General features: G+C 74.2%; 9 protein-coding genes. 6 read left to right on the top strand and 3 right to left on the bottom strand.

Annotated elements, in window-relative coordinates; all coding sequences use genetic code 11:
- Positions 1–169: 169 nt before the first annotated feature.
- On the bottom strand, positions 170–1,774 hold the full coding sequence (locus ACWGJ2_RS19010) for an MFS transporter (protein ID WP_453347279.1): 1,605 nt from the start codon (positions 1,772–1,774) through the stop codon (positions 170–172).
- 777 nt (positions 1,775–2,551) lie between these two features.
- Between ACWGJ2_RS19010 and ACWGJ2_RS19005 the strand changes: the two genes are divergently transcribed.
- Positions 2,552–2,968 carry a polyprenyl synthetase family protein gene (locus tag ACWGJ2_RS19005; RefSeq protein ID WP_453347278.1) on the top strand — a complete coding sequence of 139 codons (417 nt, stop codon included), beginning with the start codon at positions 2,552–2,554 and terminating at the stop codon, positions 2,966–2,968.
- Positions 2,969–3,117: 149 nt separating this feature from the next.
- On the opposite strand, the gene ACWGJ2_RS19000 is transcribed toward ACWGJ2_RS19005, so the two are convergent.
- Entirely contained in the window at positions 3,118–3,462 is a 345-nt protein-coding gene (locus ACWGJ2_RS19000) for a hypothetical protein (protein WP_453347277.1), read from the bottom strand.
- 56 nt (positions 3,463–3,518) lie between these two features.
- Positions 3,519–4,139, bottom strand: coding sequence for a TetR/AcrR family transcriptional regulator (locus ACWGJ2_RS18995; protein ID WP_453347276.1), 621 nt, complete (start codon positions 4,137–4,139; stop codon positions 3,519–3,521).
- Positions 4,140–4,176: 37 nt separating this feature from the next.
- On the opposite strand from ACWGJ2_RS18995, the gene ACWGJ2_RS18990 reads away from it, so the two are divergent.
- The 5 genes from ACWGJ2_RS18990 to ACWGJ2_RS18970 all read left to right on the top strand — a co-directional run bounded on the left by ACWGJ2_RS18990 (position 4,177) and on the right by ACWGJ2_RS18970 (position 12,322).
- Positions 4,177–5,034, top strand: a complete 858-nt coding sequence (locus ACWGJ2_RS18990; RefSeq protein WP_453347275.1) for an alpha/beta fold hydrolase — start codon at positions 4,177–4,179, stop codon at positions 5,032–5,034.
- Positions 5,035–5,180: 146 nt separating this feature from the next.
- Positions 5,181–5,594, top strand: a complete 414-nt coding sequence (locus tag ACWGJ2_RS18985; protein ID WP_453347274.1) for a CU044_2847 family protein — start codon at positions 5,181–5,183, stop codon at positions 5,592–5,594.
- 2 nt (positions 5,595–5,596) lie between these two features.
- Entirely contained in the window at positions 5,597–7,822 is a 2,226-nt protein-coding gene (locus tag ACWGJ2_RS18980) for a VMAP-C domain-containing protein (RefSeq protein WP_453347273.1), read from the top strand.
- A complete protein-coding gene (locus tag ACWGJ2_RS18975; protein WP_453347272.1) occupies positions 7,819–8,778 on the top strand; it encodes an AAA family ATPase in 960 nt (319 codons plus the stop codon). Before ACWGJ2_RS18980 ends, ACWGJ2_RS18975 begins: the two co-directional genes overlap by 4 nt.
- A 4-nt stretch (positions 8,779–8,782) precedes the next feature.
- Positions 8,783–12,322 (top strand): SAV_2336 N-terminal domain-related protein, encoded by a 3,540-nt coding sequence (locus tag ACWGJ2_RS18970; protein WP_453347271.1) that lies wholly within the window; start codon positions 8,783–8,785, stop codon positions 12,320–12,322.
- The last annotated feature ends 46 nt before the right edge of the window (positions 12,323–12,368 follow it).

Raw genomic sequence — 12,368 nt, 5'->3', positions numbered from 1 at the left:
GCGGGTGCGCGAATTTCCCGAACTCGTCGTTCCACAGGGCACGTTTGCCGTCGAAGGAGAAATTGCTCCATACGTTGTGGCTCTGGACTCGGCCGGCCCCGCGGAGACGTTGCCGGCAAGACCGGTGACCGGTGGGACGAGGCCACCGCGCCCCAGAGCACAGCGCTCCTCATGGCGCCCGCCGGTGCGCGCGGACGTGACCGGTCGCGGCCACGAAGGCGCCGAGGGCGAGGAGGACGGCGGCGGTGGTCATGGCCCACGCCATGCCGTGGAGGAAGGACTCCCGCGCGGCGTCGGACAGCGCCCGTCCCGGAGGCCCGAGACGTGCGGAGATCTTGAGGGCGCCGCTGATCGAGTCCTCGGCGACGGTGGCCGCCTCGGGCGGCAGGTGTGTGGTGGCCGGGGCCATGTGGTCGCGGTAGCCCTCGGCGAGTTGGGTGCCGGACAGGGCTATGCCCAGCGCGGCGCCCAGCTCCCGGGTGGTGTCGTTGACGGCGGAGGCGACGTTCCGTTCGGCCGCGGGCAGACCTTCCAGTACCTGCGCCGTGGCGGGAACGGCGGCGAGGCCGATACCGGCTCCGTAGAGCGCGGCCCAGCAGCCGAACTCGCCGAAGGGCGAGTCCGCGCGGAGGGCCGCCAGGCCCAGGCAGCCGACCGCCATGGCCGCCGTACCCGCGCCCGTGGTCAGGTGGGGCCCCCAGCGCGCGGCGGCCTTGGCGGCTGCCGGTGCCGTGAGCAGCACGCCCGCCGCCAGCGGGAGCAGCCCGGCGCCCGCGCCGGCGGAGCTCCAGCCCAGGACGTACTGGAGGTACTGCGTGCCCAGGAACAGGAAGGCGAACGCGGTGGAGAACTGGACGGTCAAGGACAGCGCGGCGAAGGTGAAGGCGGGCCGGGCGAAGACCCGCACGTCCAGCAGGGGCCGCGGGTGGCGTGTCTCCCGGAGGGCGAAGGCGGCCGTGGCCAGCGCGCCGCACACGAAGGACGAGAGGACGAGCGCGTCCGTCCAGCCCCGCTCCGAGCCCTCGATGATGCCGTAGACGACTCCGCCCACCGCCACCGCTCCCAGCGCGGCGCCGATGAGGTCCAGGGCAGCCCTCGTGGGTTGTCCGCCCGGCGGCACCACAGCGGCGGCCAGCAGTAACAGCGCGACGGAGAGGGCCGAGGTGAGTCCGAACACGGCTTCCCACCCATAGCCCTGCACGAGCGGTCCCGCCAGCATCAGACCGGCCGCCCCGCCCGCCGAGCAGGTCCCCACCCATACCCCGACCGCCGTCTCCCGGGAGCGGCCGGAGAAGAGCACCGTCAGGATCGACAGGGTCGGTGGCATCGCGAGCGCCGCCCCCAGCCCCATCACGGCGCGCGCCGCGATCAGCGTCTCGGGGCCCGGCGACCAGGGCGCCGCGCCCGCGCCCGCGGCCAGCAGCGCCAGCCCCGTCAGCAGGACGCGCCTGCGGCCGAACCGGTCGCCCAGGGCTCCGCCGGGCAGGGCCAGGGCGGCCAGGACCAGCGTGTAGGCGTCCACGATCCACGTCTGCTGCGCCTGTCCCGCGCCGATGGCCCCGGCGAGGGCGGGCAGCGCCGCGTACAGCGCCGAAACGGACGCCATGATCAGCGCCAAGGTGGCACACAGCACGGAGGCCGCCGCGACGAGCCGCCCGCGTCCTGGGCCGTCGTCGTCCTGCTCCGGCACCGGTGCGCGGAGGCGCGCGTGCCCTCTCACCGGTCGTCCCGGGGCGGCGGGGCCTCCCGTGATCGCGGGGCCGGTTCGTCCCACGCCGCCTCCTCGCAGCAGATGTTCCCCTCATGGCATGCGTGATGGCATGCGGATGTGAGCGAGCGATGCGGCGGGGCGCTCGTCCCTCCCGCACATCACATCGCTCCGGCAACGTCCCGCCCGGCGGGCGGGGTCGCAAGGGACGCCGGGGTACGGGCAGCGTGCACGCGGTGAAAGGGCACGAGGCGGGCGCGAGCCGAGGTCCGGTACGGGCCATGCGTGCCGGGGCAGCGTCGACGTGCCATGAGCGGCCGGTCGGGTGGGCCGCGTGCAGGCCGCAGGTGCAGGCGTTCACCTCGTTCACGTGGTGGCCTGCCGGTACGGGCTGGTGCCGCCGTCACCGTCACGGTGTGCTGGATGCGCACCCGCTGCGGCGGAACTCCCTCGGTGGGCGGGGTGTGGCTCGGGGCGCCGTACCGCGAGCAGGTCGTCGCTGTCCGTCCCCGACGCTCCCCACACTGTCGAGGCTGTGACGACCCCGGGGCCTTGTGTTCCGTGCCCCCGAGAGATGTCCGACGGCGCAGCCCTTCGCCCGACCGGCGATACCGAACGCGGATACCGAACCCGCACCGGGAGCGAACACCCCATGGCAGCTCCGGCACTCGACCACGACTCCCGCTCCCAGGATCTCAGCACCGTCCGCGACCGGATCGCCTCCGTCCTGGACGACTTCTTCGGCCGCAAGGCCCGCGCCACCGAAGCGCACCGGACGCCGGAGGAAATGCTCCTCGCCCTCCGCGAGTTCTGCGTCGGCGGCAAACTCCTCCGGCCCCTGCTGTGCGTGACGGGCTGCGTACCGCGCTCAGTGCCTTCGCCCTCCCCCTGGGCGAGGCGTTCCAGTTGCGCGACGACCTCCTGGGCGTATACGGAGACCCGGCGGTCACCGGAAAGCCGTGCCTGGACGATCTGCGCGACGGCAAGCACACCGCACTCGTCGCGCTGGCGATGCGTCTCGCCACACCCGCTCAGCGGCGCACACCGACCACGCTCATCGGCAGCCCGCACCTGGACGAGACCGGCGCCGGTCACCTCCGCCGGCTACTGACCGCAACGGGCGCCCGGCAGCAGGTCGAGCGCCTCGTCCAGGACCGGCTGGAGCAGGCCCGGCAGGCCCTCGAGGACGCTCCGGTCTCCGCACCCGTGACCGCCGTCCTGCGCCAACTCGCCCACCAAGCCTCCGTGAGGACGACGTGAGCACCGGCGAACCCGTCCAGGTGCACAACCCTCGTAGGAACTCGGCCATCGGCCGGTCGTCCGCGAGCGGACCGTTCCGTGTCCGCTTCCTGACGGTGGCGGCACCCGGCTCCCCGGGCCCCGCAGCACGGCGGCCGTGCGCGGCGCCCTCACCCAGAGGCGGAGAACCTGTGCGCGAGGTCGCGGAGACGGGTCGCGGCCGTGGCCGCGTCGGGGCCGGTGAGGGGAGTGCCGGGCAGCTGGCTCAGGCGCTCGACCTGGTCGGCGAAGCGCAGGTACTCCCGGTGTGCGTGTTCCCGGCAGGCGAGACACGTGACGCTCTCCGGCCGGACCGAGGTCATCGCGTAGGGCACCTGGCGCCCGCACCCCGTGGTGACGACGCTCGGTGCGTCAGGCACGCGGCCCAGCGTCGAGCCGATCAGGTTGCGCACGTCGGGGCCCGCCTGCGCCACCTTCCGCTCCACGTGAATGTGCGGATCGCCCTCGCTCACCATGTCCGCACCCTCCGCCCCCTCCGGGCCCGCCCGTCCTCGGGCCAGGGTAGTGCGGATCAGTCCGCCGACGAAGCGAGTTGCCGGCGGATCAGCTCCTGGGTGAGCCCCACCGTCGCGAGCAGGTCCTCGCGCCCCGCGCCGAGGCTGGAGCGCACCGACAGCCCGTGCCAGAGGGACTGCACGAGCCCGGTCAGGGCCGTCGCGTCGGTCCCGGCGGCGAGTTCGCCGTCCCGGACCGCCCGCTCGACACGTGCGAGGAGGATCCCCTCGTTCGCGTCCTGGAGTTCCGCGAAGTACGCACCGGCGTCGAGCGTGCTCGTGCTGTCGGTCATCACGGCGCTGCTGCTGAGGCACCCGGGGTGCGTGTCACGTGGCTGGGTGAACTCGTGGACCGAGTCGGTGAGGACGCGGACGATGACGGCCTCGATGCCCTTCTCGGCGACGGCCCGCTCGTAGATCTCCCCGTACCGCCCGGCGTAGGTGCGCACCGCCTCTTCGAACAGCCCGGCCTTGCTACCGAAGGTGGCGTAGAGGCTGGAGGTGGAGAGTCCGAGTGCCGCGGTGAGCGCGCGGGTCGACGTGCCGGAGTAGCCGCGTCGCCAGAAGAGGCGGGCGGCGTCGAGGACCGCGCGGTCGCGGTCGAAGGCGCGTGGTCGTCCACGGGTTCGCTGGGGCACGGTTTGCATTGTAGAGCGTCTGCTCCATAATGGCTTTATGGAGCAGACGATTCAGAAAAAGCTGCCGGTCGGCGAGACCGGCGAGGACAGTTGGATCACGGTCGACGTGTACGGGGAACCGGAGGCTCCGGGCCTCGTCGTCGTCCCTGGCGCGATGAGCGACGCGCACGCGTGGCGCCGTGTCGCGGCCGCCATCGACGCCTGGCCCTCGGTGGCGGTGGTCAACCGCCGGGGCCGCGCCCCCTCGGGGCCGCTGACCAGCACATATTCACTGCGGACCGAAATCGAGGACCTCGGCGTGGTCCTCGACGAGTTCCACCGCGCGAAGGCGCTCTTCGGCTGGAGCTACGGCGGCCTGATCGCCCTGCTCGCGGCCGACGAGCGCCCGCTGCGCCAGGTGATCGCCTACGAACCGGTGATGGCCCCGTTCGGCTCCCACGCGCTGCCGGATCTGAAGAGCGCCGAGGAGACGGCGGACTGGGACAGCGTCGTCAGCATCGTGATCCAGCGGATATCCGGACTCGACGCGGCACATGTCGACGCCCTGCGTGCCGACCCCCAGACCTGGGCCGCCCTGTGCGCCCTGAGCAGACCGGCGCACGCCGAACTCGCCGCGCTGAACGCGACGCCGCCACCGGACGCGATGGCGCGACGCGCTGACCGCGTCGATCTGATCGTCGGCCGCCTCAACCACGGAACGGCCCCCTACGGAACGTCGTTCGACGACGTCAGGGAGCGCGTCCCGCGCGCCGGGGTCCACGAACTCCCCGGCCAGGGCCACATGGCGCACCTCCAGGCGCCGACGGAGCTGGGCCACCTGATCAACAGCCTCGCCGTCTCCGGTCAGCCGTCCTCCCCGCCGGGCGGCGGCGCGCCCCGGAGGGACGCCCCGTAAGGGTCCGAGGCGCACGCCCCGCACCCGCCCCGAGCCCGCCCGACAAACCGGTTTTACGGGTGATCTCCGGCGGTCCGAGCACCGCACGGAGAGGAAAACACGGCAATCACCTGCCCTTCCCGCACCAAGGTCGGCACAATGATGCTGTGCCGGACTTCGTGGAACTGGCGTTGGACGACGGGCTCTTCCTCCGGCTGGAGGTCGCCCCTGTGAACGGCTCGGCCGGAGAGGGCACGGGCGAGAGGGGGGATCAGGACAGCGACGCCGCGGCACACGCGGACGCCGACATGCCCGACGGATTCGGCGGCGTCACCCCCGTGGGACGCGGCCGTACGCCTCCCCTCCTCTCCCCCGACATGCTGGAGACCGCCCTGCGGCCGCTCGGCCCCCTGCTCCAGCGCGTCCACGACAGTCTGATGGCGGCCCCGGACCCGCCCGACGAGGTCAGCGTGTCGTTCGGCCTGCAACTGGGCCATGATCTGCGCCTCGGCGTCGTCGGCGTGAACGGGCAGGCCAGCATGAACGTCAGCGCCTCCTGGCACCGTGCGGGGCGGACCTGACCTTGGGCTGGTTCCGGACTCCCGCTGCCGAGGCGGCCGACGACGCGCGCCGGGCGCTGGTGGGACTGCTCGCCGACGGCACCCGCAAGACCTCGGGGGCCGGCGTCTGCCTGCCAGGCCGGCGCCTGCTGACCTGCGCGCACGTGGTGAACGACGCGCTGGGCCTGGACTTCTTCGAGCACCGCCACCCGGGCCAGGTCACCCTGGAGGCCGTCTTCCCCGCGTTCGGCCACGACCACTCCTACGAGGCGCGGCTGACCACCTGGATCCCGCCCCGCGCGACGGGCGGCGCCGGCGGGCCCGTCGCACCCGGCGCGCACGAGTGGGCCGGTGACCTGGCCGTGCTGGAGCTGGCCGAAGAGCCGCCGCTCGCCGTGCCGCCCGTGCGCTGGCAGGAGATGTCGGCGGGGCAGGAGGTGCGCAGCTGGTACGGCGGCGGGCAGGAGTTCAGCTACGCCGATGTCCGCGTCGGTGCCTGCGACGGGCGCATCGGCTATCTCGACGGACAGCTGTCGGGCGCGGCCATCGGCCCCGGCTACAGCGGCGGACCCCTGTGGTCGGTCCAGGACAACGCCGTCGTCGGACTGGTCGCCGGACAGGTCACCCCGCCGCCGGGGGCGCTCTCCGCACGGCACGTGGTGCGCCGTAGCTGGGGCTTCACCCGGCAGACCATCACCGTCGAGCTGGAGCGGGCCGGGGCCGCCGGGCTGGCGGAGGAGTCCGGCGCCGACATTCTGGCGGACCCCGTGACGGACGGCGGGGACACCGTCCGCGACCTGCTGCTGGTCCCCCTGCTGACGCTGCTCGGCGACCCGCAGGCACGCGCCTCGCACAGCAGGGCGCTGGCCGCGCAGTTCGGGCTCGGGCATCCCGCCGACGGCTCGGCACCGTCCGTCGAGGAACTCGCGGCACTGCTCGTCTCGCGGGAACGCGCCCTGCCGACGCTCGCCGAGTCGGTGGCCGCCGGGATCTCCTCGCCGCAGCAGCGCAAGGAACTGGAACGCCTCCTCTCCTACGGGCGCCTCGCGCCCTCCAGCCGTCTGCTGTCCCTCTCCGAGCACCGTCATCTGCTGGGCAAGCTCCGCCCTGTCGCCGCCCGCGATCCAGCGCTGCTGCCCCGCGCCGCGCGCGCCGCGGTGCCGTACGTGGACCTCCCTGAACCGCTGCGCGCCGCCCGCATCCCGGACACCGGGCTGGACGCCGCCGTACGGGCGCTGGAGGGGTTCGGCGACAGCGAGCCGGTGCCCGACGGCACACCGGGGGTGCCCGCGCTGCTGCGCGTCGTCGAGTACGTGGCGGCGGGCTGCGGCGGCCGGGAGACGGACGCGTTGCAGGGGTGGGGCATGTGGGTGGCGGGGCGGCTGGGCATCCACGAGGCGGCCCTCGCCGAACGCCGCCGGGACGCCGCCGTATGGGCGGGCGACCAGGAGCGGCAGCGGGCGCGCGTGCTGGTGGCGCTGACGCGGCACCGGGAGGATCCCGTCGACCGGTGGCGCTGTGTGCTGTGGCGGACGCGGCCCGACGGCACGACGGCCCGCGCCTCGACGGGCGACGACCGGCCGCGGACCGGCGAGGAGATCGCCCGCCTCGTGCGGGAGGTGGCCAGCGGCGAACAGCCGGGCCAGGCCGTGCCGATGGTGGAGGTCGTCGTCGGACGGGAGCAGTTGCACCTGCCCGTGGACGAGTGGGACGGCGCCGGTCCGGCGGAGATCGTGCCCGCGGCGCTCGGCGAGGACTTCCACGTCGTGCTCCGCTGTCCTGAACCGCGCCGCCGCTCCCGCGCGGGCACCAGCGAGTGGCGCCGCCGCTGGGCGAGCCGGATGTGCGGGCAGCACCTCACCGTCGACGACAGGTTCGGGACGGAACGGGAGGTGATCCGGCTGCTCAAGACCAGCCACCGCGACTGCGCCCGTGTCGTGGTGCACGGCCCGCCCCGGCTGCGTGCCCGGATGCTGGACCTGTGTCTGGCGATGGGGGTGCCGGTGGTGCTGTGGGACCGCAGGGCCGAGGGGTTCGGGGACCAGCGCCGCCTCGACGCGACAGGGCCGGAGGACGCGCTGGAGGAGCTGCCGGAACGGGTGCGCTGTTTCCGCGTGGAGGCGTTCGGGGCCCCCGGTTCCGACGAGGCGCTCTCGGGCCGCCCCGCGCTGGTGTGGGAGGACGCGGAGGTGCCGCTGCCCGAGGAACTGCGGCTGACCGACCCCTGGGAGAGGACGGAGACGGGATGAGCGAGAACGGGGACTGGCGGCTCTTCCGCGGCGACCGCACGGCGCGACAGGTCGACTTCCCGCAGGCGCCTCCGTGGCGGCGCTTCCCGCCGGGCGCCGGAGCGGAGGCGGGCCATCCGCGCGAGCGCGCCTATCTGATCGGCCGCGCGGAGTCCGACGTCGTCAACGCGGCGCTGCATCTGCGGCGGCCCCTGCTGGTGACGGGCCACCCGGGCACCGGCAAGTCCTCCCTCGCGTACGCCATCGCGCACGAACTCATGCTGGGCTCGGTGCTGAAGTGGCCGGTCAACAGCAGATCGGTGCTCAAGGACGCGCTCTACGGCTACGACGCGATCGGGCGGCTGCGCGAAACCCATCTGCGCCGGGAGCGCGGCGGCCCCGAGCCCGACATCGGCACCTTCGTGCGCCTGGGCCCGCTGGGCACGGCGCTGGTGCCGCGGGAGCGGCCCCGGGTGCTGCTCGTCGACGAGCTGGACAAGGGCGACGTGGACCTGCCCAACGACCTGCTGACCGTCTTCGAGGAGGGCGAGTTCGAGATCCCGGAACTGGCCAGGCTGCCCGAGGAGCAGTCCGAGGTGCGGGTGATGACGCACGATCCGGACGACGCGCAGGTGCCGGTGGTGCGGGGGCGGATCCGCTGCGGTGAGTTCCCCGTGGTCGTCATCACGAGCAACGCGGAACGGGACTTCCCCCCGGCCTTCCTGCGCCGGTGCGTACGTCTTGACCTGCCCGACCCCGACGAGGAGCGGCTGCGCGGCATCCTCGCCGCGCATCTGGGCGAGGAGGCGCTGGACGGGGTGGAGGACCTGCTCCAGACCTTCCTCAACCGCCGCGCGCCGGGCGAGCTGGCAACCGATCAGCTCCTCAACGCGGTCTTCCTGCGCATGGGAGGGGTGGACCTGGACGCGGAAGGACTGCTGGAGGCCGTACTGCACCGGCTCGGCGGAACGGTGTAGCGCGGTGCCGGGGCGCGCGCTGCGGGTGTTCGCGGAGGCCGGAGTTCCGCTGTCCGCCGAGGAACTGCTCGACGTGCTGTGGCTGGCGTCCCGGCTGCCCTCAGGCGCGCGGGCGCCGCTGGCGCGCTCCCTGGGCATTCCGGTACCGGCGGAAGGCCAGGAGGGCGACGGGGACGACGGGGGCACCGGGACCGCCGGGGGTACAGATCCGGCCGCCGCCACACGCCGGGAGACGCACGCCGACGAGGCGCCCGCCCACAAACCGGCCCCCTCCACGCCGCCCGTGGGCAGCGCGGGCCCGCACCGTGCCGTCGGCGGCGCCCCACGGCAGGCCGGTGCCCTGCACGCGACGGCGGGCCCAGCGGGCCCAGGCGGGCGCGAGGGGCGGCCGAGCCGCCCGGCCCCCGCACCCGCCAGACCGGCGCTTCCCGTACGAGTACCGGAGGACAAGGCGCTGGGCGGGGACGGGCTCGTCATCAGCCGTGCGCTGCGCTCCCTGAAACAGCGTCACCCCACAGGCCATCGCGGGGAACTGGAACTGGACGAGGACGCCACGGCCGCCGTCATGGCCGAGACCGGCATCCCCGACACGGTGGAGCGCCCCGCGCGTGAACGCTGGCTCGACCTCGCGCTCCTCGTCGACGACGGGGTCTCGATGCTGCTGTGGCGACGGCTCGCCACCGAGCTGCGGGTGCTCCTGCAACAGCTGGGCGCCTTCCGCGACATCAGGGTGTACGGCCTCGACAGCCGCCGCGAGGGTCCGCCCCGACTGCGGTCCCGTCCCTTCTCCCCCGCACCCGCCACGCTGTCCACCGCCTCGGTCGCCGACCCCTCGGGCCGCACCCTCGTTCTGGTCGTCAGCGACGGCATCGGGGGCGCGTGGCGCGACGGGCGGATGTACGGGGTGCTCGCGAGGTGGGCGCAGCACTGCCCCACCGCGATCCTGCACGCGCTGCCGCCTCACATGTGGGACAGCTCCGGCATCCGCACGGGCGTCTGGCAGGTGGCCACACCGCGGCGGGGCGCGGCGAACACCACGTGGCAGGTGTCGGACCTCTATCTGCCCGCCGAGCTGGCCGCGTTCGACGGGGTTCCCGTGCCCGTGCTCGAACCGGAGCCCGAGGCGCTGAGCGCCTGGGCGAGGCAGCTCTCCTCACCGGGGGCGAGCAGACCGCTGCCGCTGTGGGCCCCGGAGGAGGCACCTGGGGTTCCTGGGGCTCGCGGCGGTCCCGTCGTCCCGGGGACGGGACCGCAGACGGCGGCGGACAACGGTTCGCACTCGCGGCACGGTGCCGGTTCCGCGCCCGGCCGGGGTGCGCGGGCCGCCGGTTCCGTGCGGGCCGCGGAGGCCGTGCTCAGGTTCCGCGACGCGGCCTCCCCCGAGGCGTACCGGCTGGCGGCACATCTGGCGGCCGTCGCGCCCCTGTCCGTCCCGGTGATGCGTCTGGTGCGGTCCGCCGTGCCGGGGAGGGTCGGCACGGCGCACCTGGCCGAGGTGTTCCTCGGCGGGCTGATGCGGCACACGGGCACGGCCGACAGCGCGCTGCCGCTGCCCCACCAGACCTTCGACTTCATCGAGGGAGCGCCGGAGATCCTGCTGGACACGGCGCCGCCGATCGAGCTGCTGCGCACCAGCCGCACGGTCGCCGAGCGGCTGCGGCACCTGGTGGGCGCCTCGCCCGACTTCCCCGCCTGGCTCGCGCACCCGGGCGGCACGAGCGCGATCCAGCCGGGCGCGCGGCCCTTCGCCTGGCTGGACGACCGGCTGCTGGCCCACCTGGGCGCCGGGCCCGTGGCCCCCGCCTCTGCTCCAGCGCCGGCGCGCTCCCCGTACGCGCTGCCGCTGCCCCCGGAACTCGACCCGCTCGCCTCCTGGCCCGCGCTGCGCCCGCAGGACTTCCAGTCGGCCGGTCCTTACACGCTGCGCATGCGCAGCGACGCGGCGGGCAAGGCCGTGGCCTACATCGGCGAGGACGACACGGCCTCGCGGGCGCTGATCCGGGTCTCGCGCAGTTCGGACTGGCCCACGGCGCGGGAACTGCTCTCCGTGGAGCGCGAGGCGCTCCAGCGGATGGACGGCAGCTACGCGCCCGTGCTCCTCGACAGCGATCTGCGGGCCAGCCCGCCCTGGCTCGCGCTCGCCCTCCCGACGACGGCGGCCGAGGACCCGGCGGCCACGCTCCGCGCGGTGACCCAGGCGGCGGGGCCGCTCCTCGACTCGGTGCTGTTCCTGCGGCTCGGCCTCTTCCTGGCCCGCGCGGTCAGGACGTGCCATGCGCGCGGGCTCGTGCACGGTTCGCTGACGCCGCAGGACGTGCTGGTAACCGAGGACGGGGTGGCCATCGTCAACTGGAGCTCGGCGTGCGTCGACGGTGTCTCCAGCCCCTTGCCCCAGGCCGTTCCGCTCGACACCCCGTACCGGGCGCCGGAGGTCTCGTACTGGCCCGAGTCCAAGACGCCAGCGGGTGACGTGTACGCCCTGGGCACGATCCTCGTGGCCGCGACGACGGGCCGCACCTGGCGGCACTTCCAACGCGACAGCCTCCTGCTCTCCGCCCAGTTCCGCCGGCTGCCCGCTGCGCTGCGCGAGACGCTGGCGGACTGCATCAGGACGGAACCGTCCGCGCGGCCCTCGGCGCACGAGGTGGCCGAGGTCTTCGAGGCGCATCTGCCCGAACCGCTGCCCGACGAGTACGGGCCCGCGCGTGAGCACCGCGACGGCCTTGTGCCGCCACCGCCAGGGCCCGAGGAGGCCGGGAACGGCCACGGAGAGCGGCGTCAGCGCCTGCTGGCGGCAGTGCGTGCCCCGCTTCCGTCGGCGAAACGGATCACGGTGCTGAGCCCCAAGGACCAGATGGGCTCGACGACGGTGGCCGCCACGCTCGGTGCCGTGCTCGCGCAGGAGCGCCGCGACCGGGTGCTCGCCATCGACACCGCCGCGTACTCGGGCGCGCAGATCCATCTGAGCCGGAGGGTGTACCGCAACACCTCGGCGGTGTTCGGGGACCTCGTGACCTCGCTGGACAGCGTGCGCGAGTACGAGGACCTGCGGCTGTTCGTCTCCGAGCAGCGCTCGGGTCTCGCGGTGCTGGCCAACGACGACGAGTACCTCGCCAGGCGGCCGGCGCCGGTGCGGGGCGACGACTACCGCCGCATCGTCGAACTCGCCGCGGCCCACTACCGCATCGTCCTCACCGACACCGACCCCCAGCATCTGCTGACGGACACGGTGGACATCGCGGACGCGGCGGTCATCGTGGTGAAGGCCGACTGGATCGGCCTGCGGGACGCGGCGCGGGCCCTGGACCGGCTGCGGAAGCTGGGCCGCGAGTCGCTCGCGGAGCGGACCGTCGTCGTGCTGAACCGGGCCGCCAGCGACGACGGCGACACCGAGCACGCCCGGCCGCTGGCGGGCCGCTGCCGGGGCACGGTCACCATTCCCTACGACCGGCATCTGTCCGTGGGCAGCGTCGTCGAACTCGACTGGCTCGAACCCGCCACCTACGACGCTTTCCTCCAGCTCGGCGCGCTGCTGCTGAGCTGAGCCGACAGGCCCGGCCTGACCGGCGGCAGGCCGCTCCGCCCGGAGC

Source organism: Streptomyces sp. NPDC054796 (genome assembly GCF_053611545.1).
The sequence above is the reverse complement of the archived record's forward strand: the minus strand, read 5'-3'. Positions and strand labels throughout refer to the sequence as shown.

What these genes read in the sequence shown, in the direction of transcription:
- ACWGJ2_RS19000 (WP_453347277.1), bottom strand. Translation starts at nt 3,462, where the DNA reads ATGGTGAGCGAGGGCGATCCGCACATTCACGTGGAGCGGAAGGTGGCG.
- ACWGJ2_RS18990 (WP_453347275.1), top strand. Translation starts at nt 4,177, where the DNA reads ATGGAGCAGACGATTCAGAAAAAGCTGCCGGTCGGCGAGACCGGCGAG.
- ACWGJ2_RS18975 (WP_453347272.1), top strand. Translation starts at nt 7,819, where the DNA reads ATGAGCGAGAACGGGGACTGGCGGCTCTTCCGCGGCGACCGCACGGCG.